Source organism: Nodosilinea sp. E11 (genome assembly GCF_032813545.1).
In the GTDB taxonomy this organism is placed as follows: Bacteria; Cyanobacteriota; Cyanobacteriia; order Phormidesmidales; family Phormidesmidaceae; genus Nodosilinea.
In genome coordinates this window covers 5,114,781-5,139,666 of the sequence record NZ_CP136520.1, presented here as the reverse complement: position 1 = coordinate 5,139,666, position 24,886 = coordinate 5,114,781, and the positions used below count along the sequence as shown (strand labels likewise).

The window sequence follows — 24,886 nt, the reverse complement described above, 5'->3', positions numbered from 1 at the left end:
GATGACCGGAAGAGTGGGGCTAGGCAGTCAGGTTGAGATCACCGTGGTAGCCAGTGACAAGGCGGCTGCCGTCTTTGAAGATGTGCACTTCGAGCTGATCGCTGGCCCAGAGAATGCGATCGCGCAGGTCAGGGTTAAACACCCGCACTTGCTGGTTACGCGATGACACAGGCGACGATGGGTCGTGGATGGCCAGGGATTCTAGGTAGGGGCCATCGACTAAAATATCGAGCTGGGCCAGCAGGTCTGCCGCCCCCGGCGGCGCGTCAGACGATTGCAGCTGAGCCAGGGTAAACCCAGAAAATGACATAGTGTTGAGCCCAGCCAGCTTGACCTGCTTGGCGATCTGAGCCAGGGCCGGAGCCTGCCAGAAAGGTTCCCCCCCGGAGAAGGTGACCCCTTCGTTTTTGGGGTCGGCCACAATGCGATCGACCAACTCGTCGACCGACACGATTTGGTTGGGTTCAAAAGACCAGGAGGCGGGGTTAAAACAGCCCGGACAGGCCCGCAGACAGCCCTGCACCCAAACCACGGCGCGACAGCCGGGGCCATTGACCTCAGAGCGATTGACGTAGCCCAGAAGATTGAGCTGGTGGGGAAGAAGATCGGTGGGCATGGGGTAAGCACCGGGGGTGAGCATGGGAGGATGGCCGGGTGGAGGGGCGGCAATGAGCCCACCCCCTCCACCCGGCCATCCTTAAACTGACTGGGAAAACTGCCGCAGGGTGCGATTTCTCAAGTAGGTGTCAAACACCGCTGCGATGTTGCGAATCAGCAGCCGTCCGGCGGGGAGTACCTCAATGTGGTTGGGGGTCAGCCGTACCAGGCCATCGGCGGCTAACGCTTGCAGGTCTTGCCGTTCGCGGGCGAAGTAATCGTCAAAGCTCTGGTCAAAGCTGAGGTGATATTTTTCTTCGATCGCTGCCTTAGACAGTTCAAATTGACACATCAGCTCCATAATGACGGCGCGGCGGAGAATGTCGTCTTGGCTCAGCACCACCGCCCGCTCCAGGGGCAGGGTCCCGGCATCAACGGCGGTGTAAAAGTCGCGCAACCCTTTGTGGTTTTGGGCGTACACATCGTGGAGCATGGTGATCGAGGTCATGCCAAAGCCCAGCAGGTCTGACTCGGGCTGGGTCGTGTAGCCCTGAAAGTTGCGGTGCAGCTGCCCCTGGGCCTGGGCGATCGCCAGCTCATCGCCGGCCTTGGCAAAATGATCCATGCCAATGAACTGATACCCCGCCGCCGTCAGGCGATCGATGGTCATGTGGAAGATATTGAGCTTGGCTTCCGGCCCCGGTAGGGTGGCGGGGTCGATGTGTTTTTTCTGAATCGGCTTTAGCCAGGGCACGTAGGCAAAGTTGAAGACGGCGATGCGATCGGGGTCAAGACGAAGCGTTTTCTCAATGGTGTCGCGAAAGGTTTCCAGGGTTTGGTAGGGCAAGCCGTAGATTAAGTCGACATTCACACTCTCAAAACCCGCCTCCCGCAGCCAGCCCATGGCGTCAAACAGCATCGCCTCGGGCTGAATACGGTTCACTGCCGCCTGCACCTTGAGGTTAAAGTCTTGCAGACCAAAGCTGACCCGCTTAAACCCCAGCTCTTTGAGAAAGGTCACATAGTCGCGATCGAGATCGCGAGGGTTGACCTCAATCGAAATTTCGGCCCCAGGCTCAAACTCAAAGTGCTGGTGGAGCACATTCCACAGGCGCTCGACCTGGGCTATGGTCAGATAGCTCGGGGTGCCGCCGCCCCAGTGAAGCTGGTTGACCCGGCGGTGCTGCACCCGCTGCGCCACCTGGGCAATGTTGCGCTCTAGATAGTCTAAATAGGGATCGGCGACTTGCTTCTGGCGGGTAATCACCGTGTTGCAGCCGCAAAAGTAGCAGGCCGACTCGCAAAAGGGAATGTGGCAGTAGAGGGAGAGCGGCGTTTGCTTGTAGTTGCCTACGGCGATCGCCGCCTCAACCTCTCTCAAACCCAAGTCTTCTCGCATCTCCGTAGCCGGAGGGTAGCTGGTGTAGCGGGGCAGCGGCTGGTTGTATTTGTGCAGCAGTGCCGAATCAAAAACAACGGGGTTAGTAACAGAGAGCATGGTAATTAGAGGGTTGCAAAAGGTGGATAGAGTTGTAGGATGCCGTGGAGCGGGTGCATTGCGGCTCTAGACCCACTTTGGGGTAGCTGGCGTCGGGTGATGAGCCGCGAATGCCCCTACGGTTTGGTTACTCCGTTACCGCCAGGGCCACCATGCCGTGGTGGTGGGGGTGCTGCTCAGTGCTACCGGGGCGATCTTGGCGCGTGATCAGGTCAAATACGTGGTCGCCCACCGCCGCCCGCACATCCGGCTCTAGCTCGTGGAACACATCCCGGTTCAGGGCAAAGGCTAAATTGGCCTCATCCACCAGCTGCTGCATCAGGGTTTGATCGATTGGTAGAGCATTGAGCACCTCGCGGTACTGAAGCTTAAAGGCTCGCTTGGCCTCTACCGTCGGCAACTGGTCAAACTCGTGCAGCCCGGTGCCCTGGTCTGGCGGCAGATTGAGAGCCGATCGCACAATGTGCCGTAGCCCCTGCCCGCCCGACAGATCGCCCATATAGCGCACGTAGGCATGGGCCACCAGCAGCGCCGGGTTGCTCGCAGACACCTCTAAAATTCGGTTCACGTAGCGCATACCGGCGGGGGTAGCCGTGATTTCGTGCTGCCAGCGATCGCCGTAGTAGTAGGCCAGATCGCCCTCTAGTTTCTGAGTCCGCAGCAGGTCTGCAAACACCATTGGCCCCACGACGGGATGATCGCGGTGGCGGGCCATTTCGGTTTCTAGGGTGCTGTAGAGAAAGTAGAGATCGGCGGTGAGTTTACGGAAGGGCTCTAGCTCGACAACGCCCTTGAGAAAGCACTTCATAAACGCTGTATTTTCCGACAGGGTGTGGGAAACCTGGGTGCCTTCCCTCAGCTGCTGGGCTAAATCGGTCATGGGTCAAACCTCATAGCTAAAAATCTTTTAATCACTATACAGCGATTAAGTGTTTAGGCAAGCGTCTAAACTTAAGTTTTGTATCAGCCATCACCTCAGGCGCAAAGGGCGATCGCTCCCTGGATCTGCCCTGGATCTGATTTAAGCAACCTTTCTAGCCCAGGTCTTTAATCAGCAAAAGTATTCACCCAGACACACCCGCTGATGGCTTTAAAACATCTCAATGGTTGTTAGACCCAGAGAACATCATGCTATGGTTTATAGCCATGAAGTGATTAAGCGATAATTAGTAGGGTCAAGGTCCCGTACTGACCCGATCTCCTCTCGCTCGCTTAACATCACCACCCCTGTTGTCTATCCACAAAATTCCTATGGTGACTGCTCTCCCTCAGCCTGCGCCTCAGCCCAGCTCTAACCAGGTCAAGACCGCCATCGAAGAAAACCTGCTGTCGCCTCGGTTTTACATCACCGACTTTGACAAAGCCGCCACGATGGATCTGTCCTTAGAAGAAGAAGGGATCCAGGCCATGCTCAACGAAATGCGGGCCGACTACAACCGCTACCACTTCAACCGCGACGACTCCTTTCACCAAAGCTGGGACCACATTCAGGGCGACGAACGCAAGGCCTTTGTCGATTATCTGGAGCGATCATGCGTCTCAGAATTTTCGGGCTTTTTGCTGTTTAAAGAGCTGTCGCGACGGATCAAAGACCGCAGCCCAGTACTGGCCGAAATCTTTAGCCTGATGGCCCGCGACGAGGCGCGCCACGCCGGGTTTCTCAACAAGTGCATGCAAGACTTCCACATTTCTCTCGATCTGGCCAAGCTGACCAAAAACCGTACCTACACTTTCTTTCCGGTAGAGTGGATTGTCTATGCCGTCTACCTCTCTGAAAAAATTGGCTACTGGCGCTACATCCTGATCTACCGCCACCTAGAGCAGCACCCCGAGCACAGCTTCTACCCGCTGTTTAACTACTTCGAGAGCTGGTGCCAAGATGAAAACCGCCACGGCGATATCTTTAAAGCCCTGGTGCGATCGCAGCCCCAGATGTGGCAAACCTGGAAAGGCCGCCTTTGGAGCCGATTCTTCTTGCTGTCGGTGTTTGCCACCCACAGCCTCACTGTCCATGAGCGGGCCAAATTTTACGAAATGCTGGGCCTCGACGCCACCAATTTTGACAAAGAAGTAGTGCGCAAAACCAACGACACCGCCGCCCGCGCCTTCCCCGTCTATCTCAATGTCGATCATCCCGAATTTTTCCCCCGCCTAGAACGGTCTGCCGCCCGCAATCTAAAGATTAAGCAGCTAACCGAAAGCGCTGCTCCTCAATGGCTAAAACAACTGCGTAAGCTACCCCTGGTGTTAGGAATTGTGGGCGACCTGCTGCGGCTTTACCTAATTAAACCGCTAAACGCAGAATCCCTGCGCGGTACGATTCGATAATTGGCTAGACCGTAGGTTGGCTGGGGCGATCGCAGAATCTGGTAGCCGTTAGATTACACTTCGCTCTGACCAACCTACATGGCTAAATTTTCGGATTTCAAAATGTCTGATTTAGGAATGCCTGATTTAGAGATGCCTAATTGAAAAACTAATCATCAGGGCTAGTTCTTCGATTTTTTAGCACCTTAGCCGGTACGCCTATGGCTACCGAATAGGGTGGAATATCTCTTGTTACTACCGCCCCTGCACCAATAGCACTGCCGTAACCAATCGTCACACCATCTAGAATTTTGGCCCCTGTACCAATCCAACACTTGTCTTCAATCGTGATGCCCTTTTCGCTAGAACCCACGTGGTGGTGCTGGTTAGCGTATATACCGACCATAGAAGCAATCATACATTCACGACCAATTTCAACGTTGCCAGGCCCAGACAGGCAAGAATATGGACCGATATAAGTATTATCACCAATATCAATAGTGCAGTCGTTTCCCAGCCGAATACTAACGCCTCGATCGAGAGAAATATTTTCGCCTAATCTAAGCTGGCTATTCTCAAAATTGCAGTTCAAAATAGAATATCTGAGGATACTGACATTATCACCAACAGTAATGTTTTCAGCACCAAGAATCTCGACCCATGCCTGAATATAAGGGGCTTTTCCCCACCGTTTAGATAGAAAAGGATAGAGAAACTTTCTTATTGCTGTTCCCAAAGGGCGGGGAATTGGCTCAATCAAGGAAAATATTAATTTTCCAAGCATGTCTTTTCTTGAACTACTGGAGCCAGAAACTTCTATTTTATGCGGTTTAATTTCGTCAACTTCAAGCTTTTCATGAACTTCGATTTTCATTATAGAAACTCCGTTTTCTTTATAGATTTAGTGAGTCTTGATGTGAACAAAAAATGAGCAAGAATCTATCCTAACGGGATAGCGACTTTGCAAAGCCTTGATGTCATAGTTTTTGGCGCTTAGCTGATTAGCGGACCAAAGCAATGACTTAATGCTCAGGAGAGAGGTGCGATTGGCAAACAGCAACTCTAATTTGAACCCATAATTTGAACCAGAAGTAAATTTTTGGTTCAAGCAAAAGTTTTCCCGAAAGATTAATCAAACACGACTAAGCCGCTAGAATATTTGGCCATATACTGCTGCACTCCCAAGAAAATACGGCAGTATAGGTCGAACTGACTGTAAAAACTAAAGCAATTGTGGCCCTAGTCAGTTTGGCTAGGGCAAAACTAATGTCAACATGACAAAAAGCTGGATATTATTTGACTGAGCAAACCTGAGCCCTAGACAGAATCTGAGGCAGAATATCCTGCGATGCTGAAGGAATTGCGTCCAGTCAACCAGCACCAACGCATTTTTTCTAAAAAATTGCTTGTTTAAGGGGGAGTCAAACCACCTGGAATTCTCACCGCCATGACCGGCAGGCAGCCTCGACTTAAACGAGCTAACCGCAACCCCTTTAACAAAGGCTGATAAATATCGGTATAAACGTATGACTGGTTAAAAATTGACATAAACATACATCAACTTCATACACTCTGTGCGCAATTGCTGAGCTCTCAATGAGACGTAGAGCAGAAGTCTCGGCCTTGGTTTTAGTCTACTGCCAAACCCCTTAAGCGACAACGAATGTTCGATTAGTCTTGACTTAATCCATCTGGCAGAGTTGCCCCAGTTAGATCAGCTTGGTCCAAAATAGCTCCGGTCAGATCGGCCCCCTGAAGATTGGCCCCCTGCAACATGGCTCCGGTTAGGTTAGCGTAGCTAAGATCGGCCCCTTGCAAATTGGCCCCGCTTAAGTCTGTCCTGGGGGCATCAACGCGAAAGCTTTGGCCCAGTTGGGCGCGGCAAAGCTTGGCTCCACTCAAATTAACCCGGGCCATCTGGGCTCCGCTGAGCTGGGCATAGCTAAGATTGGCCCCCTGCAAATTGGCCCCAATGAGGTTGGTCTGCTGATCTGAACTAGGGCGCAGGTCAGCGTCGATCAGCAGCGCCTGAGACAGGTTGGCATCTTGAAAATTGACGCCGCAGAGAATCGCCTTAATCAGGTTGGCATCGGTTAGGTCAGCCCGCACAAACACCGCACCGCTGAGGTCAGCATCGCGCAGTTGCACTTGGGCGCACTGGGTATCGGTAAAGTCGGCCCCCCACAGCAGCGCTTCGCTCAGATCAGCCCGGGTAAAGTTACCTTGGGTAAAGTGGGTGCGGCCTAGCCGCGACTGGCGTAGATCGCTGTGGCTAAAGTCAGCACCGCTAACGTTAGCTTGCAGCAGCTCAATTTCTACCAGTTTGAGGCCCGAGAAGGCGCGATCGCCCTGCCGGTAGCGCTCCAAAATCTCCCCCGCATCCATGGGTTACCCTCAGCACAGCACTTCAGCAGTGTACTGTACGGGGCTTACTCTACGACCCTGTGCTTAGCCTTTGTAAAGACTCCCGAGAAATACCTAAAAAGCGATGAACTTCATGGCCCAGGGCCGGTGCGATCGCATTTCCTGTGCCACCATCAAAAGTATCGCAGGGGAGGAAAAGCCAGAAGGATAACCACCGACCTTCACGCTGAGATCTAATTACATCTATCTACTAACAACTATCTGAAATCGTTCACTCGCTATCTATTACTGCTTTATTGCTAATGGCCCATTGCCGTCACCCAGCGCCTGCTCAGACGCTAGGCAGCGGCTAAGATCAGCCCTCGCTACAGCATTGCTACATGCTGCCTGCCCAGAGCGATCGGGGCAGAGCGAGGCGGCACCTGTCAGCGACACCCCTCACCCCTTGCTTTACGACAGGGTGACGTAGCCGCCAGAGCAGTTGTCGCCAAACCTTGAGCCAATCGTTACTAAACCTCTAGCCCCTCGGTTTAACTAAGCCGGGTGGCTACAACCCTACCAGCAAGCGCTGTTCGCGGAAAATTTTCCTGAGCAGCGACTGTTTTTTGATGCCAAGACTACCGTAAACAACCCATGGAGATTGTAGGTTGATATGACCGTTGCTAAAAATCGCTCTACACAATCTGCCCCTGGCCACCCCCAAGCCGGCCTAGCCCAGACGATTCCACAAAATTACTCTATAAATAAGTCAGAAAACCAGTCAGAAATTCCTGTAGACAGCCCACCCTTAAACCGCGTGACCAACAATATCAAGCCCCTACTTCAGAAAGTCTATCCTGAGGACACCGCCGAATGGTTGACCACAGAAATCTTCGCGCTGATCAAAGACACCCTGTGCCCCTCAGGACGTGAAGATCTCAAAAAGTGGAACCACAACAACGTTCTGCTGATCACCTACGGTGACACCATCGGCGACGGCCAGCGGGCACCGCTGACGGTACTGGCCGAGTTTCTTGAAACCCACCTGCACGACACCATTACCGGCGTTCACATTCTGCCTTTCTTTCCCTACAGTTCCGACGATGGCTTTGCCATTATCGACTACCTCAAGGTCAACCCCGAGCTAGGCAGCTGGGACGATATCAAGCGGATTGCCACCAACTTCAACCTGATGGCCGACCTGGTGATTAACCACATCTCCAGTCAGCACGAGTGGTTTGAGCAGTTTAAGCAAAATCAACTGCCTGGCCGCAACTATTTCATCACCGCCGACCCCAGCGACGATCTGTCTCAGGTAGTGCGTCCCCGCAGTTCGCCGCTGCTCACCCCCGTCGAAACCGCCGACGGCGAAAAACACGTTTGGAGCACCTTTAGTGCCGACCAAATTGACGTCAACTTTGAGAATCCCGACGTGCTGATCGAGTACGTCAAAATTATTCTGGCCTACGTCGAGGCCGGAGCGCGCTACATTCGCCTTGATGCGGTGGGTTTTTTGTGGAAGAAGCACGGCACCAACTGTATGCATTTGCCCGAAACCCACGCCGTAGTGCGCCTGTTTCGCGAGGTCTTGCAGCTAGTTGACCCCGGCATCTCGCTGATTACCGAAACCAACGTGCCCAACCGCGAGAACTTGAGCTACTTCGGCAACCGTAACGAAGCCCACATGATCTACAACTTCAGCCTGCCGCCGCTGCTGCTGAATGCGCTCATGCAGGGCCGCTCAGACCACCTCAAAACCTGGATGATGAGTATGCCGCCGGCCCCCATCGGCTGCGCCTACTTCAACTTCACCGCCTCCCACGACGGCATTGGCATGCGCCCCGCCGAGGGGTTGCTGGCGACGGATGAGTACGAGCAACTACTCACCGCCATGCGCAATTTTGGCGGCAGAATTAGCATGCGCAGCCGCCCTGACGGCACCGAGTCGCCCTACGAGATCAACATTTCGCTGTTTGACGCGCTCAAGGGCACCGTCAAGGGTGAAGACCAGTGGCAGGTAGAGCGCTTTCTCTGCTCTCAGACCATCATGCTGGCCCTAGAAGGCATTCCGGCTTTCTACATCCACAGCCTGCTGGCCACCCACAACTACACCGCAGGGGTAGACGAGACGGGCCACAACCGCACCATCAACCGCTATAAATGGGATCTTGAAACGTTGGAGACAGCTCTAGCCGACCCCACCACTCCCCACTCCCGAGTCCTGAATGAGCTGAAGCGGTTGATCAAGATTCGTCGTCAGCAGACGGCGTTTCACCCCAACGCCACCCAGTACACGCTGCACCCAATGAATTCAGCTCTGTTTGCGTTCTGGCGGCAGAGCCTGACCCGCGACCAGAGCATTTTCTCGGTGCACAATCTGAGCGACCAGCCCCAAGAACTGAGCCTCAGCGACCTCAACTTAGTCAGCACCGACGACTGGTACGACCTGATCAGTGACGACAAATTCCCCGATCTAGATATGGCCTACATGCTAAAGCCCTACCAGTCGGTGTGGATTACCAACAAACCCAACTCGGCCCACGACGACAGCATGCCCACGCTGCTCTAAAAGGGTTGTAGGAAGGGGACATTGCCTGTTGGTCATCCCACAAGGCAATGTCTCCCGTAGGGCAAACAACCGTTTACCCTTACCCAGGTTCATGCGTTATAGCCATAGTCAATGGCCCAATACCGCCAGTGGTGCATTGCCGCCCAAGCAAAGGCTGTGGGGCGATCGCAAGTTCCTAAGCCGCGAATGCAACCACCCGATCGCTGCCCCTGGCATCCTGAGATAGGCTAAGTCAGTGTTACAGGTATTGATATTAATCTAAAAAATTGCGATCGTCGTCGAGGCAGGCATCCCAGCTGGCGGAGAGGGCATCGGCGACCATGGCCTCTAGGGTGGCGGTGTTGACCGATCGCGTAATGTGCTCGTGCATGGGGTCTGACAGCGGAATCAGTCGCAGCCGTCGATTGTCTTGTACCAAATCAAAATGGCTATTGTCTGTGTCAGTTTTGCCCATTTCCAGGAAATCAAAACTGTAAACGTTGATATATAGGGTATGATTAGCCACCAACGTAGCCTGCTGGCTGTCGGCAAAAACCTCCATGATCAGACCCTGGCCCTCGGAGACAAAGACATTGTCTTGAAAGTGGCAGTATTTGACCTGCCCGAGGTCTTGCAAGAGTCTGAGCATGTCAGTTTTGTTGACAACGACCCCGCTATCGATTAAACAAGGAGCGGGGACGCTTAAATTTCTGGCACGCTCGTGATTCATAGGTTTTTAACCACGCTACGTTGGCTGGTGGAGCAAGACCTGTGGCGCTCGCTCCTGTGAATCTATATCCACGATACTCGATATTGCTGGGAATGATCTGCCCAGCAATGTCACGGTTTTGGGGAAGATTTTGCGGTAATTCGCCTAAAAGCCCCAGGGCTAAGCATTCCGCAACCATGCCGGCGTCTCCGCAATAATGCTGAAGTGTTTTTCCTACTGTAGAGGTGGATCCGTGACTCCGTTGCCCCCCACGCAGCCCGGCGAGATCACGGCCCGTCCTGGTTGGTTTGCCCGCCTAGGAGGATCCATACTGTTCTATACGAAACTGCCTTTGCCGCCGGGGTGGCAACCCCGCTTCGAAGGCATTGCCCCCCTAGCTCCGGTGGTGGGCTTGGGCTTGGGGATAGCTCTAGTCACCGTCGATTGGGCCTTGGACCAGCTGGGTATGCCTGCATTAACCCGCAGTGCTCTGGTCGTTGGGCTGGGGGTGTGGCTGACCGGGGGGCTGCACCTGGATGGAGCGATGGATACCGCCGATGGACTAGCGGTGATGGATCCGCAGCGCCGTCTAGCGGTCATGGGCGACAGCTACAGTGGGGCGTTTGGGGTGATGGCGGCGATCGCCATTCTGGGCCTCAAAACTCTAGCCCTGGCCGAACTAGGCGCTGGGCGCGGCTGGGTACTGGTGGCGGCAATGGTGTGGGGGCGCTGGGGCCAGGTAGTGGCGATCGCCCGCTATCCTTACCTGCGCGCTGAGGGCAAAGGGGCTTTGCACCGAGAACATCGGCGATCGCCCCAAGACTGGCTGCTAGGCCTGGGGCTGGCCCTGGGGCTCCACGGCCTCTGGGCCTGGCTCCAGCTCGGTCAGCTGCCGTTGGTTGGCCTAATTGGGCTGGGGGGATTAGGGGGCGCTCTGGCCATCCCAGCTTGGCTGCATAGCCGCCTGGGTGGCCATACTGGCGATACCTATGGCGCTACGGTGGAATGGACTGAAACCCTGCTCCTCTGCCTGGCCACGCTGGCATAGCCCTGGCTCTCAGGCAAGTTCTGGAAAACGTTCTCCTCAAGGGTGGGCAGTGCCCACCCTTGTATCTTTAGAGGTGTGTGGCAGACCGTCCCACCCTAGGTTGTCCAAAACCGAACGTAGCATGGGTCGCTGCACACCTCTGAAGTTAACTCGCAAAATCGCCAGGAGCTTAGACTCCGTATCGAGCAAGGACGAGTGATGTCAGATTAACCTCCTACACGGGTGGATACAACCATGACTGAACTATCACAAGCGCATCAATGGGTTGGCATTGACGTATCCAAGCGCACCTTAGATGTGTACGTCCGTCCACTTGGATTAAGCGTTCAGGTGGCCAACAGTGACTCTGGTTTAAGAGAGTTGCTACAGGCGTTAACGGCGTTTCGTCGCGAGACGAGTCTGATTGTGCTGGAAGCGACCGGGGGCTATCAAGCCCTGGCGGCGCGAACGTTGATGGCGGAGGGCTGGCCCGCCGTTGTGGTGAATCCACGTCAAGTGCGTGATTTTGCCCGGGCCACGGGGCGCATGGCTAAAACAGACAAAATTGATGCCGAGGTGTTGGCTCACTTTGCCGATGCCATCCGTCCAGAGGTACGGGCGATGGCGAGTGAGGCCAGTCAACACCTTCAAGACCTCGTCACGCGACGGCAGCAACTCGTCGAGATGATGAGTGCCGAAAAAGCCCGGCAACGCTCAGCACGAGCCAGGACGGGTCAGAGCATTGAGCAGCATATTGACTGGCTCAAGCAACAGATCCAAGACCTCGATACCCAGATTGAGCAGCTCATCGCCCAGAGCGATCAGTGGCAGCGCACCCGCGAGATCCTCACCAGTGTGCCGGGTATTGGGGCTGTGACGACGGGGCTCCTCTTGGCCTCACTCCCCGAGTTAGGACAGATCTCAGCGAAGCGCCTAGCCAGCTTGTGTGGCCTCGCCCCGTTCAACCGCGATAGCGGCCAGATGCGGGGTAAGCGGATGATTAGCGGCGGTCGAGCCACCGTGCGCACAGGCCTCTACATGGCCGCGTTAGTCGCCACTCGCCATAATCCGGTCATTCGCGATTACTACCAGCGCCTGCTGCAGCGGGGAAAACTCAAAAAGGTTGCCCTGGTGGCCTGCATGCACAAACTGGTGATTATTCTCAATGCCATGGTAGAACATGACACCCTCTGGCAGGCTCCGGCTTGCTCCCTGCCCGCCGCCACATAAGGAACAGCAAGACTCTGTCTGATGCAGGCAGGGCTCCTGGCTTGATTTCCGCTGCCATCCCGCCGAGGCTAATCGCATAGCAGGATGAGCTTGACAAAGAAGATAATCGCTACGGTGGCTTCTGGAGAAGGTTCTCTTCAGAAAACGTTCTTTTCAATGGTGGGCATTGCCCACCCTACGGTGGCTACTCCCTGGTGATTGTGGCTAGAGTCCCTGCCGCTATACCTACCGAATGGCCCCTAGAGTATTTTTCCAGCTCAGTTCTTTGCCCAGCACCATCAGCGCCTTTTGGTCAGCTCCGGTGAATAGACCACTCTCCACCAGTTCAGCCAGCACCTGCTGGGCTAGCTGGGCGGCAAACATGCCTCCCGACCTGAGCAGATGGCTGTAGTAGCTAAACTGGGTCTGCCCAGTTTCGTTGCAGTGGAAGCAATGTACCTGCTCTGGCGTCAGCCCATACACGGGCGTGTTGGCCGGTACTACCACCCGAGGAATGCCGTGTTTGCCATAGCGCTGATTGCCCTCGCCCTCTAGGGTGCCCACCAGCACCACGCCCAACAGGGTGCGAGTCTCTTGCACCAAATCGGGCGTAAACAGGGGGTCGGGCTCGCTGGAGAGCCGAGGGCCACTGTTAAAAAAGAGAGGGTTGAATAGCTGGGAATTGTACACCAGCCCCACGGCCCAGTGGCGGCTGTCATTGTCAAAGCTGACAAACTGGCCAAAGCCACAGTCTTCGGGCGATGGCGGTGAGCAGACATCCTGGGCATCGTCGACCTGCACCACGTAGTCGCAGTGGGAGTTAGACTTCACTACTTTGCCCAGACGGCAGGGGGGAAGGGCCGAAGTAAACAAATCCATAGTGCGCTCTGGGTGGAACATGGGTACTTATTGTAGACCGTTCCGTCTGAGGTGAGCACTCTGGCGGTGAATGAGCGCTGCGATCGCCTAGAACTCTGGCACTGGGCAACGGCTCTATAGCCCAAAGCCTTCGTCGAAATCGCTGCGGGTCATAGGCTGGCTAACCTCAAGCCCCTCGCCGCCCAACAGCGTCAAGGGTTTGCCATCCACCGAAATCCATACGGGGGCAGCGGGGTCGAAGGAGGTTGCGGTGTAGACCACCTGGCCAAGACGACCGACCATAGCGGCGCTGCCACCACCGGTTTGAAACTCGCCCGACAGATCGACATGGACCCCGTCATCGGCCACCTTGGCGTCGAGCAGCTGAGTTTGTTCTGGAATGGTGGTAAACGCCTGCTGGCTGGGGTCACCCGGTTTAGACAGCAGGTTGCTAAAGGCCGCCGCCACCTGGTCTGAGGGAGAGGCATCGGCGGCGACTGTAATCGACTGGGGCACTAGGCTAAAGCTGGTGCCATCATCCTTGAGCCAGTAGATTTGGCCAGTCACCTCGGCTGGGGCGGGTTGAACGACAGGGTCTTGGGCGATCGGCTGATTCGTCTCAGGGGTGACGGGGGCGGCTACCTCAGGTAGCGACAGCAGGGGGTCGGTCTCTAGATCAATGCTAGGAAACTCGACCACCGGGGGAGTGGGGTTGAGGGCCCGCCAGGTAAACCAGGCCACAGAACCGCCCGAGGCCAACACCAGGGTAGCTAACCCAGCCACAATGCCGAGGGGAATTTGCCGTAGCTTATCTCTGTAGTCCATGGTCGGTTACCAAACGGGGGTCACAGTCTTAGCCTAAAACCTCCTAGGCCAGCCTAGGGCCCAGGGGGGACAGCTTCTACAGCTGGCTGTCGGGTTAGAAAAGCAGAGCCTGGCTCTATTCTGGCAAAGATGGCGATATCCAGCTCATTGTCACGCACTTTAAAGTTAATGATGCGGGCAGTCAGGCCCAGGGCCTCAAGGCGTCGCAGGGTCAGCTGCGCTTGAGCACCCTGCACCAATGCCTCCAAGAGCTGGGGTGGGGTTTCTTCACCATCGACAGTAATTTTAGGATCGACAAGGGCAAAGCGGTGGCCGTTGAGAACAGTCAACCCCAGATCGACTGCGATCGCCGTATTTTCTTGGGTGACCCGGTCTTGGAGATCAACCACAATCCGAAAGCGATCGCCCTCTAAGAACTCCAGCGATGGATTGGCCAGGCCGTAGCGGTTTTGCTCTCGTTCACCCACGGCCCCCGGCAAATTAAATTGCAGCGTATCGAGCCAACCCTGCATCAGCGGCGACTGAAAAAATGCATTCAAGTCGTCGTCGCGCAGGCGCAAGCGCAGGGCGGCTTGGGCCGGGGCGTTGAGCACCAGTTCGCCCTGCTGCAAGCGCCCCAGATCGACAGCTACGGCATCGGTTTCGATATCTATAGCGTCAATGCGCAGGCCGGGCAGTTGCCGGGGCTCTAGACCACGGGCGGCAATGCGGGTGTGATCAATGCGGCCATTGATCAACTGGTAGTTGGGCACATTGTCGATGCGGACCTGGAGCTGCTCAACCGCCGCCACCTGGTCGCGCAGAGCGGCCTCGGCCAGGGTGTCGACCACGATGCCCCCCGAGCCCACCACACCCAACAGGGTCGAGAGCAGAATGGTAATCAGTTCCATAGCCTGTCCTTCAGTGCGGGGCTAACTCTAGCGGCTGGCCAGCAGTTCATCGACAATCCAGCCTTTGACCAAACTGACCACTTCAGCCAGGGCCACCTCCTGCACAATGCCCGTGGCCCGATCCACAACTTCAACTTTGCCGTCGCCCAGAGCGCGCCCGGTGACAATTCGGTAGGGAATGCCAATCAGGTCGGCGTCTTTGAACTTGACCCCGGCCCGCTCGTCGCGATCGTCGAGCAGCGCCTCAACCCCCACCGCCAGCAGCTCTTTATAGATCGCCTTGGCGGCTTCAACCTGCAAATCGTCGCCCATGTTGGGAATCACCACGATCGCCTGGTAGGGCGCGATCGCCACCGGCCAGACAATGCCGTTTTTGTCGTAGGACTGCTCCACCGCCGCCTGGGCCAGGCGCGACACACCCACCCCGTAGCAGCCCATCACCAGGGGCAGCTCGGCTCCGGTTTCGCTGGTGTAGGTGGCCCCCAGCGCTTGAGAATATTTAGTACCCAGCTGAAAGATGTGGCCAATCTCGATGCCTCGCGCGGTTTGCAGGGTTTGGCTAGGGTCGTGCAGGGCGCGATCGCCCGCCGCTGCCTTGCGCACATCCACCACAATTTTCGGCAGGGTGAACTCTTTACCCCAGTTGCCGCCTACGGTGTGGTAGCCCGATTCGTTAGAGCCAGTGACAAAGTTTTTTAGGTCGCTGGCGGTGCGATCGACCAGCCGCAAAAATTTGGCCTCTACCGCTTTACCAGCCTGAATGTAGTCATCGCCAAGGTCGGGGGCCATATAGCCCAGGGGTAGGGGTTTGGCGGCCCACGTTTGCTGGGCGGCTTCGTCGGGCACGGCCAGGGCGATCACGGCGGTGGCCCCATAGTTGGCGGCTAGCTTGGTGAGCTCGTTGGTGAGTTTGACCTCATTGACATCCTGGTCCCCACGAATGCTGACCACGACCAGCACCGTTTTACCGTTGTCAAATTCCGCCTGGTACAGCACGTTCTTGACGATCTGGGTGGGCGAACATTTGAGAAATTTTGCCAGCGACTCGATCGTGGGGGTGTTGGGGGTATCGAGTTTTTCAAATTGAGTAAAGGTCGAAGGCTCAGCATCTACCGGGCGCGACACGGCCTTCTCGACGTTGGCAGCGTACTTGCCGTCTTCGGTGTAGAGCACCTCGTCTTCGCCCGCCTCAGCCAGCACCATAAACTCGGTCGAGCCCGACCCGCCGATCGCCCCCGAGTCGGCATCTACCGCCCGAAACTCTAGGCCGCAGCGGCGCAGAATGGTGCTGTAGGCGGTGTACATCTCCTGGTAAGTGGCTTTCAGGCTGCTCTCGTCGGTGTGGAACGAGTAGCCGTCCTTCATAATGAACTCACGACCGCGCATCAGCCCAAAGCGAGGCCGAATCTCATCGCGAAACTTGGTCTGAATCTGGTAGAGGTGCAGGGGCAGCTGCCGGTAAGAACGAACCATATCGCGGGCGACAGCAGTGATCACCTCCTCGTGGGTGGGGCCAAGGCTGACCTCCTGCTGACGGCGATCGACTAGGGAGAACATGATGCCCTCGGCCTTGGTGTAGGTGTCCCACCGGCCCGACTCGCGCCACAGTTCGGCGGGCTGAAGCTGCGGCAGCAAACATTCTTGAGCGCCCGTGGCGTTCATCTCCTCGCGCACAATGTTAGAAATTTTGTTGAGTACCCGCCACAGCAGCGGCAGATAGGCGTAGACCCCGCTGGCCACGCGACGCATGTAGCCCGCCCGCAGCAGCAACTTGTGGCTAGGAATTTCGGCCTCAGCCGGCTCTTCCCGCAGGGTGACAAACAGCATTTGAGATAGACGCATGGGGGCTCCAGAAGTGACGGGGAGGGCTCATTGGGAACGACTCATAGGCCATAGTAAACGAGGACGGCCAGCCTTGACTCAGCGATCGCCCCAGGGCTGCTTTCAGGAATAGACAAGAAATCCGCTACAGTGTCTAAACAGCCATTCTAGAACCGGTGCTGGCCTTGGTCTTCGCCTGTTCTTCGACTATCGCCCCTAAGGCACGCAGAATTGTTGTATCGCCAGGGAAACGGCATCTACCCACCGTTCCTGAAATTAGCTTTGCCAAGAGATCAGGCCTGCGATCGCAGGCCTTGTCAACGGTCTCTAGGCTAGGTTCATCGTCCCCAATGTGACCCATCCATGAAAAAAGTATTTGTCCTCGACACCAATGTATTGCTGCACGATCCGCTGGCGATATTTAGGTTCGAAGACAACGATGTGGTATTGCCGATCACCATCATTGAAGAGCTAGACCGCTTTAAGAAGGGCACCGCCGACACCGGTCGCAATGCCCGCTACGTGTCGCGCACCCTAGATGATCTGCGCCAGCAGGGGTCACTGGTACAGGGCATTCCCCTCGAAAAGGGCGGCACCCTCAAGGTGGCCCTGTGCCACCGCGATACCCTACGCCAGCTGCCCGCCGAGCTGGAGGGCGACCAGGGCGACAACGCCATTTTAGCGGTGGCGATGGAGTACAAGCACCACCACGACCTGCCCGTAGTGCTGGTCAGCAAAGACACCAACCTGCGCATCAAGGCCGATGCCGTGGGGCTGGTGGCCGAAGACTACGAAACCGACAAAGTCGACTACGACGACCTCTACACCGGCACCCTAGAGGTAATGACCACCGCCGAGGCAATCAGCCAGCTGTTTGGCGATGGCCACCTCAAGCTCGACATCCCCCTCTACTCCAACCAGGCGATTACCCTGGTCGATGAAACCAACCCCAACCACACTGCCCTGGCTCTGGTGCAGGGTAGCACCGGCAAGCTGGTGCCCCTCGGTAAGCTGCCCCACGCCGGGGTGTCGCGGGTGCAACCCCGCAACCGCGAACAGCGCTTTGCCTTTGAGCTGCTGCTGCAAGACTCTATTTCGATGGTGACCCTGGTGGGCAAAGCGGGCACCGGCAAAACCCTGCTGGCGATCGCCGCCGGGGTGCAAAAAGTGGCCGACGAGCGCCTCTACTCGCGTCTGCTAATTGCCCGCCCGATCGTGCCCCTGGGCCGCGATATTGGCTACCTGCCTGGCGATATGCGCGAAAAGCTCAACCCCTGGATGCAGCCCCTCTACGACAACTTTGACCTGATCTTTGGCACCCAGGATATGCGAGGTAAGCCCGAGCACTGGCGGCGCGGTCACGAAGAAATGATCGACCAGGGGCTATTGCAGATCGAACCGTTAACCTACATTCGCGGGCGATCGATTCCGAAGCAATTTTTAATTGTGGATGAAGCCCAAAACCTCACCCCCCATGAGGTCAAAACCATTCTGACCCGCGCCGGGGAGGGTACCAAAATTATTCTCACGGGCGACCCTGACCAGATCGACAATCCCTACGTTGACGCTTCGAGTAACGGTCTTACCTACGTGGTTGAGCGCTTTAAGCAGGAAAGCCTGGCGGGGCACATTACCCTCTGCAAAGGGGAGCGATCGAGCCTGGCAGAGCGGGCCGCTGTGTTGCTTTAGCCTCGGTTATTCATATTTCTAAGTTGACCTGGCAGGAGAGGCTAGAGAATCGGCGTTGCTGAATTGAGCCATGAATTGGGGTCGGGGCAAACGGTCGTTTGCCCCGACAAGAAGCGTTGTGTTTTGGGTTCATACCAAATCCGGAGCGTATACCCCCAATTCCCAACAGGTCAACCCGTAGGGGCGCACAGCATGCGCCCTGCTGAATCGGGAGTAGACAGATAAATTTTGGTGTTATACCCGTGTTCCGTAACCCCGATAACAGCCTAGAAAGCCGAAAAGGAGGAGCCTATCTTAGGCTCCTCCTTTTCAGAATCACGGGTTAGACAATCAATAAAACCTAGCCCAGCAGAGCCTTCGCTTTGCTTACCACGTTCTCAACGGTGAAGCCAAACTTTTGCATCACCAGATTACCAGGAGCAGAGGCCCCGAAGCGGTCAACGCCGATCACGTCGCCTTCAGCCCCTACGTAACGGCACCAGCCCATGGTAATGCCCGCTTCCACGGCTAGGCGCTTGGTTACAGCCTTGGGCAGCACCGACTCCTGGTAGGCAGCGTCTTGGGCATCAAACAGTTCCCAGGAGGGCATGGAGACTACCCGTACCTTGGTACCGGCTGCCCGCAGTTCCTGAGCGGCATCGACGCAGAGGCTAACCTCGCTGCCGGTGCCGATGAGAATCAGCTCGGGGGTGCCGTCGCAATCGTCAACGGTATAGGCCCCTTTGGCGACACCTTCAATAGAAGAACCGGGCAGGTTGGGCAGGTTTTGACGGCTAAAGGCCATCAGCGTCGGGGTCTTGCGGTGTTCTACCGCCACCTTGTAGGCCCCAGAGGTTTCGGTGCCATCGGCGGGGCGAATCACAATCAGGTTGGGAATAGCCCGCAGGGAGGCGATGGTTTCGACCGGCTGGTGGGTGGGACCATCTTCGCCCAGACCAATGGAGTCGTGGGTCATGACGTAAATCACGCCCGCCTGGGAGAGGGCCGAGAGGCGAATGGCCGCCCGCATGTAGTCGGCAAACACCAGGAAGGTGGCGCAGTAGGGAATGAGACCCGAGTTGTGCAGGGCAATGCCGTTGCAAATGGCACCCATGCCGTGTTCGCGGACGCCGAAGCGCAGGTTGCGGTTTTCGTAGGCCCCTTTTTGGAAGCTGCCCGAGATTTTTAGCTCGGTCAGGTTCGAGTGGGTGAGGTCGGCAGAACCGCCAATCAGCTCAGGGATGGCGGGGGCCAGGGCGTTGAGGGTAACCTCGGAGTTTTTGCGGGTGGCCAGGGCCTTGTCTTCGGGGGTGTAGGTGGGCAGAGCGTCGGCCCAGCCTTCGGGCAGCCGACCCGAGAGCATGCGCTCGAACTCGGCGGCTTCAGCGGCGTACTTCGAGCGGTAGGTCGCCATGATGTCGTTCCACTCGGCCTCGTGGCTGGCACCGCGCTCGATCGCTTTGCGCATGTGGTTGAGAGCGTCTTCAGGGGTCTCAAAGTCACCGTGGCTCCAGCCCAGGTTTTCGCGGGTGGCTTTGATTTCGTCCCCGCCTAGAGCCGCGCCGTGAACGCCAGCGGTGTTTTGTCGGTTGGGCGAGCCATAACCAATCGTGGTGGTGACTTTGATCATCGAGGGGCGATCGGTGACCGCTTTGGCGGCTTCGATCGCCTGAGCGATCGCATCTAAATCTGTGTTGCCGTTTTCAACATGCTGCACATGCCAGCCGTAGGCTTCAAACCGCTTAGACACATCTTCGGTGAAGGAAATATCGGTGGAACCGTCGATGGAGATGTGGTTGTCGTCGTAGAGGGCAATGAGTTTGCCCAGGCCCAGGTGGCCCGCTAGCGAGCAGGCTTCGCCCGAAACCCCTTCCATGTTGCAGCCGTCGCCCAAAATCACGTAGGTGTGGTGATCGACAATGGTGGCATCGGGCTTGTTGAACTTGGCGGCCAGGTGCGCCTCAGCCATAGCCAGGCCAACGGCGTTAGCAATGCCCTGCCCCAGGGGGCCGGTGGTCACTTCTACCCCAGCGGTCTCAAAATTTTCGGGGTGGCCGGGGGTGCGAGCGCCCCACTGGCGGAACTCCTTGATGTCGTCAAGCGTCACGCTGTCATAGCCGGTCAGGTATAGCAGGGCGTATTGCAGCATGCAGCCGTGGCCCGCCGACAGCACAAAGCGATCGCGATTGAACCACTGGGGGTTCTTGGGGTTAAACCGCATGAACTTATCCCACAGCACATAGGCCATGGGGGCCGCGCCCATCGGCAGACCGGGGTGGCCAGACTTGGCCTTTTCCACGGCGTCAATCGCCAAAAAGCGAATGGAATTGATACAGAGTTCTTCTAAAGATTGGGTTGCAACAGCCATAGGTTCAACAGCTTAACGACGGGTTTTCGGAGCAGCAGCGCACAGGGAGCCTGGAGGCCAACATAGTCACCGACCTTGATTTCTCAAAGCCACACACAAATTGCCTTTGCCTTTCAGCAGACCCCGCAACCAGACGATTGTCAATCCCCCCTGGCTAAGCAAAGCGTAAGGGGGAAGGCCTAGGGGCACCGTTTAAGGGCAAGTTTTAGGTCATTATACCTAGCAATCTGTAGCTCTAGCTACGGTATTTCTTAAACACCAGGGTCACATTGTGACCGCCAAAGCCAAAGGAGTTAGAGATGGCCACTTCAATGGGCATCGGACGACTTTGGTTAGGGATGTAGTCAAGATCACAGTCGGGGTCTGGGTCATGCAGGTTGATGGTGGGCGGGGCCACATCGTTAGCGATCGCTAAGCAGGTTGCCACCCCCTCAATGCCCCCAGAGCCCCCCAGCAGGTGCCCAGTCATCGATTTAGTCGAGCTTACCGCGACTCGATAGGCGGCTTCCCCTAGAGCCGTCTTGATCGCCTGGGTTTCTGTGGGGTCGTTGGCTCCGGTGCTGGTGCCGTGGGCGTTGACATAGCTAATGTCGGTGGGCGAGACCCCCGCATCTTTCAGAGCCAGCTGAATGCAGCGGGCAGCCCCTGCCCCACCGGGCACTGGCGCGGTCATGTGGTAGGCATCGCAGGTCATACCGTAGCCCACGATCTCGCTATAGATAGTGGCCCCCCGGCTGATGGCATGGTTGAGCTCTTCGAGAACGAGAATGCCACAACCTTCACCAATTACAAAGCCGTCGCGGCTGCGGTCGAAGGGACGGCTGGCGGTAGTGGGGTCATCATTGCGGGTCGAAAGGGCACGAGCCGAGGAAAATCCCGCTACGGATAGGGGAGTCACCGCCGCTTCGGTACCGCCGCAGATCATGGCCTGGGCATAGCCGTTTTGAATCAGGCGAAAGGCATCACCAATGGCGTTAGACCCGGCGGCACAGGCCGTGACTGGGCAGGTGCTCGGCCCCTTGGCCCCAGTGTGAATGGCTGTCAACCCCGCCGCCATATTGGCGATCATCATCGGAATCATGAAGGGGCTACAGCGGCTGGGGCCTCGGTTCAGGTAGATTTCTTGTTGGTCTTCTAGCACCTTAAGACCGCCAATGCCAGAGCCAATGCAGGTGCCAATTTGCTCGGCGTTGAGATCGGTAATGGTCAGACCAGAATGGGCCAGGGCTCGCTGACCGGCAATCACCGCAAACTGAGAGAAGCGATCCATGCGCTTGACTTCTTTGCGATCGAGAAACTCGCCTGGATCAAACCCCTTGACTTCTGCCGCAATTTGAGACGCATGCTGAGAAGGGTCAAAGTGGGTAATGCGGGCAGTGCCGCTGCGCCCGGCCACCAGCCCAGCCCAGTACTCCTCCAGGCTATTGCCAATGGGGGTAATGGCATCCATGCCGGTAACCACAACGCGCTTTGAGTCAGAATTTGCCATAGCCAAATTTCGGGTAAACCAGGGGGGTTATGCAGGAAGGTGAGCAGGGGCCATAGGGAAGGAAACTTAGGAGGAGTTATGAGGTAGAAGCTGCAAGCGTCAAGGCTGACAAAACTGCCTTAAACCCTCACCCCTCGACCTCATACCCCACAGCTTTCAGGCGGCCTATGACAGCAGCCTAGGCCGGCGCTTTCTCTTCAATGAAGTTCACAGCGTCTTGTACGGTGGCAATGCCTTCAGCGGCTTCGTCAGGAATTTCAATGCCAAATTCTTCTTCTAGAGCCATGACTAGCTCCACAGTATCGAGAGAATCAGCGCCCAGGTCATTGGCAAAGCTAGCTTCGGGTTTAACGTCGGCTTCTTCGACCCCTAGCTGCTCGCTGACAATCTTTTTGACCTTTTCAAATGTCTCTGCGCTCATGGTTCTCCAACGCCTCTTTAGTACGGATTAATCGACAACACAAAACCTTATCACTCTGCGACCCCATCGAGACTAAATTCGACGACAAGTCCAGCACTAAGGCCGCTCATTTTTGAGCATTCCTCCATAGTATCGGAAAAAGAACCTTCACCAAAAATCCGTCGCTCGGTAGCCCAGTTCTTCTAGCATGGTGCGCAATAGCGGCAGGCTGAGACCGATGACGTTGCTGTGACAACCCTCAATTTTCTCAATCATTAGCGCCCCCTTGCCATCGCTGGAAAAGGCCCCGGCACAGGCTAGGGGTTCACCCGTGTTGACGTAGGCGGCGATGGTAGCGTCGTCAATATTGGCAAAGTAGACGCGGGTGACGGCGCTGTGCACCAGGGTGCGGCCGTCGGGGGCAATCAGCGCATGACCGGTATGAATTTCACCCATCTGGCCGCGCATTTTCTGCCAGCGGGCGATCGCATCCTCTTTGTCGTCGGGTTTGCCGTAGATCCGACCGTTAAACGCCATTACCGAGTCACACCCCATCACCAGCGCGCTAGGGAACTGGGGCGCGACCAACTCGGCCTTACAGCGGGCCAGGGTGGCCACGTAGGTGGGTGGGTCAGTGACCTTGACCTGGTCTTCGTCAAAGTTACTGGGGTAGACAAAGGGGTGAATGCCTGCTCCCACCAGCAGGACGCGACGGGCCTTGGAAGCTGAAGCAAGTACGAATTGGGGGCGGGGAGAGGTGAACATAGCTGACATCAGCGGGGGGTGAGAGTAGCGAAGGCAATAGCGAAGCAGAGACTTCCACGTTAAACGAAATCTATCGCCGAAGGACTCTGGCCACAACCACCAGCAAGTAATCTAAGACACCTTAAACGACGCCACCGACTGCTTCATCATGTCTTTCACCTTCTCCCAGCGGCTCTCGTCGGTGGAGGCGTTAAAGGTGTAGAGCTTGCCCCGGCGTACGATGGCGCTAGCCAGGTTGTGACGCGGCCCGGCGGGGAGATCGGCCAGGTATTCGAGGATGTAGTAGGTCTTATCATCGACGGTGGCGATGCGCTGGGCGCTAAGCAGATCAACGCTGCTGTCATCTCCCGCTAGGGCGCTAAAACTCTTGGAGAGCTTGTAGCCGACCTCAGTGGGGGTGCCAAGGGCATCGAGATCTTTGCCCTCGGGCACTTCGCTAATCACCACGCTGACGTTTTCGGTTTCGTGAATAAAGTCGTGAAACACCACGTCGGCGGCACCGGGCACGTTGACCTCAACCCAGCCAGTGGGGTACATGAACTCATAGCCCGAGTACGGGTTGGCATAGGCCTGAAGACCACCACCGCCGCCTACACAGCCCTGTAGGGTAACGGCAAAAATAATCAAAAGCACTGTGGCCAGCCGCTTTAGCATGGGTCGACGTCCTTGGATCACGATTATCAATAATGGTTAATTGTCTCATACCGACTGCTCAGGCTGGCCCTTGAGCTGACCTTTGAAAAAACAGCAGGTGCTGCTCGGGCAGGCGATCGTCGGTTTTTATCCACTCTAGGCCCACCGCCGCCATTTCGCGCCGCACCTGGGCCACAGTCATCTTGTGCAGCCGCTTGATCATCACCATAGGGTTTTCGGCCCGATATTCAGCCAGCACCACCCGCCCACCGGGTTTGAGGGCCGCAACAACGCCCTGCATCATCTCGCGGGGGTAATCAAACTCGTGGTAGGCATCGACCATCAGGGCCAGGTCGATGGAGTTGGGCGGCAGGTTGGGGCTGTCGGGTTGGCCGAGCACGAGCTCTACGTTATCGATGCCCCTGGCCTCAAGTTCGGTCTGGAGCAGGGCGAGCATTTCAGGCTGAATGTCAACCGCCAATACTTTGCCCTGGGGTACTAGTGGGGCGATGCGCCGGGCAAAATAGCCGGTGCCAGCGCCGATGTCGGCAACGGTATCGGAGGGAGCCAGATCAAGGGCAGCGATCGCAATTTGAGGCCGTTCTTGCAGCACTCGACTGGGGCGATCGAGCCAACCAGCCCCCTCGTGGCCCATGGTTTGGGCAATTTCTCGGCCTAGGTAAACTCGGCCAATGCCGTCTGAGCTAGGGGAAACCGTTTGATACTCAGTACTAGCCTGAAGAGTAGTCGTTCCGCAGGCGGTGAGGCCCCACAGCAGGGCCACCATAAGGATGCCCTGTAGGGTAGACACCAATAGCCCTCGACCAGTTTTTGCCTGGGCTAAAACCGGGTGACAGGTCATAACGATCAATACGCTAGGTAATAGGGAAACTCAAACCAGCTTCTAGTCTCGCACTCCGAAGACTAGAGA

At 56.5% G+C, this 24,886-nt stretch carries 21 protein-coding genes; 5 read left to right on the top strand and 16 right to left on the bottom strand.

Annotation, left to right across the window (positions count from 1 at the left end):
• Window positions 1-19: 19 nt before the first annotated feature.
• The 3 genes from RRF56_RS24970 to RRF56_RS24960 form a co-directional block, all read right to left on the bottom strand.
• Window positions 20-640: a 4Fe-4S single cluster domain-containing protein gene (locus RRF56_RS24970; protein ID WP_317035860.1), complete on the bottom strand. Its 621-nt coding sequence runs from the start codon at window positions 638-640 to the stop codon at window positions 20-22.
• Window positions 641-697: 57 nt separating this feature from the next.
• Window positions 698-2,095, bottom strand: a complete 1,398-nt coding sequence (gene hemN, locus RRF56_RS24965) for an oxygen-independent coproporphyrinogen III oxidase (RefSeq protein WP_317035859.1) — start codon at window positions 2,093-2,095, stop codon at window positions 698-700.
• 127 nt (window positions 2,096-2,222) lie between these two features.
• Window positions 2,223-2,975: a heme oxygenase (biliverdin-producing) gene (locus tag RRF56_RS24960; protein WP_317035858.1), complete on the bottom strand. Its 753-nt coding sequence runs from the start codon at window positions 2,973-2,975 to the stop codon at window positions 2,223-2,225.
• A 371-nt stretch (window positions 2,976-3,346) separates the two neighbouring features.
• On the opposite strand from RRF56_RS24960, the gene acsF reads away from it, so the two are divergent.
• The gene (acsF, locus tag RRF56_RS24955) at window positions 3,347-4,423 is read left to right on the top strand and encodes a magnesium-protoporphyrin IX monomethyl ester (oxidative) cyclase (protein ID WP_317035857.1); all 1,077 of its coding nucleotides are present in this window, start codon (window positions 3,347-3,349) and stop codon (window positions 4,421-4,423) included.
• 148 nt (window positions 4,424-4,571) lie between these two features.
• On the opposite strand, the gene RRF56_RS24950 is transcribed toward acsF, so the two are convergent.
• Window positions 4,572-5,276, bottom strand: coding sequence for an acyltransferase (locus tag RRF56_RS24950; protein WP_317035856.1), 705 nt, complete (start codon window positions 5,274-5,276; stop codon window positions 4,572-4,574).
• A gap of 797 nt (window positions 5,277-6,073) precedes the next feature.
• The gene (hetL, locus tag RRF56_RS24945; RefSeq protein WP_317035855.1) at window positions 6,074-6,787 is read right to left on the bottom strand and encodes a heterocyst differentiation pentapeptide repeat protein HetL; all 714 of its coding nucleotides are present in this window, start codon (window positions 6,785-6,787) and stop codon (window positions 6,074-6,076) included.
• Between the two features lie 631 nt (window positions 6,788-7,418).
• Between hetL and RRF56_RS24940 the strand changes: the two genes are divergently transcribed.
• Window positions 7,419-9,314: an alpha-amylase family glycosyl hydrolase gene (locus RRF56_RS24940; RefSeq protein ID WP_317035854.1), complete on the top strand. Its 1,896-nt coding sequence runs from the start codon at window positions 7,419-7,421 to the stop codon at window positions 9,312-9,314.
• A gap of 253 nt (window positions 9,315-9,567) precedes the next feature.
• Here RRF56_RS24940 and RRF56_RS24935 read toward each other — a convergent pair whose 3' ends face one another.
• On the bottom strand, window positions 9,568-10,023 hold the full coding sequence (locus tag RRF56_RS24935) for a hypothetical protein (RefSeq protein ID WP_317035853.1): 456 nt from the start codon (window positions 10,021-10,023) through the stop codon (window positions 9,568-9,570).
• 241 nt (window positions 10,024-10,264) lie between these two features.
• Here RRF56_RS24935 and cobS point away from each other — a divergent pair, with 241 nt between their 5' ends.
• Window positions 10,265-11,050, top strand: coding sequence for an adenosylcobinamide-GDP ribazoletransferase (gene cobS, locus RRF56_RS24930; RefSeq protein ID WP_317035852.1), 786 nt, complete (start codon window positions 10,265-10,267; stop codon window positions 11,048-11,050).
• Window positions 11,051-11,284: 234 nt separating this feature from the next.
• The gene (locus RRF56_RS24925; protein ID WP_317033747.1) at window positions 11,285-12,259 is read left to right on the top strand and encodes an IS110 family transposase; all 975 of its coding nucleotides are present in this window, start codon (window positions 11,285-11,287) and stop codon (window positions 12,257-12,259) included.
• 225 nt (window positions 12,260-12,484) lie between these two features.
• Here RRF56_RS24925 and RRF56_RS24920 read toward each other — a convergent pair whose 3' ends face one another.
• From RRF56_RS24920 to RRF56_RS24905, 4 genes are all read right to left on the bottom strand, one after another.
• Window positions 12,485-13,117 (bottom strand): hypothetical protein, encoded by a 633-nt coding sequence (locus tag RRF56_RS24920; protein ID WP_317035851.1) that lies wholly within the window; start codon window positions 13,115-13,117, stop codon window positions 12,485-12,487.
• Window positions 13,118-13,231: 114 nt separating this feature from the next.
• A complete protein-coding gene (locus RRF56_RS24915; protein ID WP_317035850.1) occupies window positions 13,232-13,921 on the bottom strand; it encodes a GerMN domain-containing protein in 690 nt (229 codons plus the stop codon).
• A 53-nt stretch (window positions 13,922-13,974) separates the two neighbouring features.
• Entirely contained in the window at window positions 13,975-14,811 is an 837-nt protein-coding gene (locus RRF56_RS24910; protein ID WP_317035849.1) for a DUF2993 domain-containing protein, read from the bottom strand.
• Between the two features lie 27 nt (window positions 14,812-14,838).
• A complete protein-coding gene (locus RRF56_RS24905; RefSeq protein WP_317035848.1) occupies window positions 14,839-16,653 on the bottom strand; it encodes a proline--tRNA ligase in 1,815 nt (604 codons plus the stop codon).
• Window positions 16,654-16,995: 342 nt separating this feature from the next.
• On the opposite strand from RRF56_RS24905, the gene RRF56_RS24900 reads away from it, so the two are divergent.
• A complete protein-coding gene (locus tag RRF56_RS24900) occupies window positions 16,996-18,321 on the top strand; it encodes a PhoH family protein (protein WP_317035847.1) in 1,326 nt (441 codons plus the stop codon).
• A gap of 340 nt (window positions 18,322-18,661) precedes the next feature.
• Here RRF56_RS24900 and tkt read toward each other — a convergent pair whose 3' ends face one another.
• The 6 genes from tkt to RRF56_RS24870 all read right to left on the bottom strand — a co-directional run bounded on the left by tkt (window position 18,662) and on the right by RRF56_RS24870 (window position 24,817).
• Window positions 18,662-20,668 carry a transketolase gene (tkt, locus tag RRF56_RS24895; RefSeq protein WP_317035846.1) on the bottom strand — a complete coding sequence of 669 codons (2,007 nt, stop codon included), beginning with the start codon at window positions 20,666-20,668 and terminating at the stop codon, window positions 18,662-18,664.
• A gap of 235 nt (window positions 20,669-20,903) precedes the next feature.
• Window positions 20,904-22,157, bottom strand: a complete 1,254-nt coding sequence (gene fabF, locus RRF56_RS24890) for a beta-ketoacyl-ACP synthase II (RefSeq protein WP_317035845.1) — start codon at window positions 22,155-22,157, stop codon at window positions 20,904-20,906.
• 178 nt (window positions 22,158-22,335) lie between these two features.
• On the bottom strand, window positions 22,336-22,578 hold the full coding sequence (gene acpP / locus RRF56_RS24885; protein ID WP_317035844.1) for an acyl carrier protein: 243 nt from the start codon (window positions 22,576-22,578) through the stop codon (window positions 22,336-22,338).
• 147 nt (window positions 22,579-22,725) lie between these two features.
• A complete protein-coding gene (locus RRF56_RS24880; protein ID WP_317035843.1) occupies window positions 22,726-23,322 on the bottom strand; it encodes a nucleoside triphosphate pyrophosphatase in 597 nt (198 codons plus the stop codon).
• Window positions 23,323-23,433: 111 nt separating this feature from the next.
• The gene (psbP, locus tag RRF56_RS24875) at window positions 23,434-23,976 is read right to left on the bottom strand and encodes a photosystem II reaction center PsbP (protein WP_317035842.1); all 543 of its coding nucleotides are present in this window, start codon (window positions 23,974-23,976) and stop codon (window positions 23,434-23,436) included.
• Between the two features lie 58 nt (window positions 23,977-24,034).
• Window positions 24,035-24,817 (bottom strand): class I SAM-dependent methyltransferase, encoded by a 783-nt coding sequence (locus RRF56_RS24870; RefSeq protein WP_317035841.1) that lies wholly within the window; start codon window positions 24,815-24,817, stop codon window positions 24,035-24,037.
• Window positions 24,818-24,886: the final 69 nt, after the last annotated feature.

Bases quoted from the DNA above. Each gene is read 5' to 3' on its own strand.
- RRF56_RS24970 (WP_317035860.1), bottom strand. From the start codon at position 640: ATGCTCACCCCCGGTGCTTACCCCATGCCCACCGATCTTCTTCCCCAC.
- hemN (WP_317035859.1), bottom strand. From the start codon at position 2,095: ATGCTCTCTGTTACTAACCCCGTTGTTTTTGATTCGGCACTGCTGCAC.
- RRF56_RS24960 (WP_317035858.1), bottom strand. From the start codon at position 2,975: ATGACCGATTTAGCCCAGCAGCTGAGGGAAGGCACCCAGGTTTCCCAC.
- acsF (WP_317035857.1), top strand. From the start codon at position 3,347: ATGGTGACTGCTCTCCCTCAGCCTGCGCCTCAGCCCAGCTCTAACCAG.
- RRF56_RS24950 (WP_317035856.1), bottom strand. From the start codon at position 5,276: ATGAAAATCGAAGTTCATGAAAAGCTTGAAGTTGACGAAATTAAACCG.
- hetL (WP_317035855.1), bottom strand. From the start codon at position 6,787: ATGGATGCGGGGGAGATTTTGGAGCGCTACCGGCAGGGCGATCGCGCC.
- RRF56_RS24940 (WP_317035854.1), top strand. From the start codon at position 7,419: ATGACCGTTGCTAAAAATCGCTCTACACAATCTGCCCCTGGCCACCCC.
- RRF56_RS24935 (WP_317035853.1), bottom strand. From the start codon at position 10,023: ATGAATCACGAGCGTGCCAGAAATTTAAGCGTCCCCGCTCCTTGTTTA.
- RRF56_RS24925 (WP_317033747.1), top strand. From the start codon at position 11,285: ATGACTGAACTATCACAAGCGCATCAATGGGTTGGCATTGACGTATCC.
- RRF56_RS24920 (WP_317035851.1), bottom strand. From the start codon at position 13,117: ATGGATTTGTTTACTTCGGCCCTTCCCCCCTGCCGTCTGGGCAAAGTA.
- RRF56_RS24915 (WP_317035850.1), bottom strand. From the start codon at position 13,921: ATGGACTACAGAGATAAGCTACGGCAAATTCCCCTCGGCATTGTGGCT.
- RRF56_RS24910 (WP_317035849.1), bottom strand. From the start codon at position 14,811: ATGGAACTGATTACCATTCTGCTCTCGACCCTGTTGGGTGTGGTGGGC.
- RRF56_RS24905 (WP_317035848.1), bottom strand. From the start codon at position 16,653: ATGCGTCTATCTCAAATGCTGTTTGTCACCCTGCGGGAAGAGCCGGCT.
- RRF56_RS24900 (WP_317035847.1), top strand. From the start codon at position 16,996: ATGAAAAAAGTATTTGTCCTCGACACCAATGTATTGCTGCACGATCCG.
- tkt (WP_317035846.1), bottom strand. From the start codon at position 20,668: ATGGCTGTTGCAACCCAATCTTTAGAAGAACTCTGTATCAATTCCATT.
- fabF (WP_317035845.1), bottom strand. From the start codon at position 22,157: ATGGCAAATTCTGACTCAAAGCGCGTTGTGGTTACCGGCATGGATGCC.
- acpP (WP_317035844.1), bottom strand. From the start codon at position 22,578: ATGAGCGCAGAGACATTTGAAAAGGTCAAAAAGATTGTCAGCGAGCAG.
- RRF56_RS24880 (WP_317035843.1), bottom strand. From the start codon at position 23,322: ATGTTCACCTCTCCCCGCCCCCAATTCGTACTTGCTTCAGCTTCCAAG.
- psbP (WP_317035842.1), bottom strand. From the start codon at position 23,976: ATGCTAAAGCGGCTGGCCACAGTGCTTTTGATTATTTTTGCCGTTACC.
- RRF56_RS24870 (WP_317035841.1), bottom strand. From the start codon at position 24,817: ATGACCTGTCACCCGGTTTTAGCCCAGGCAAAAACTGGTCGAGGGCTA.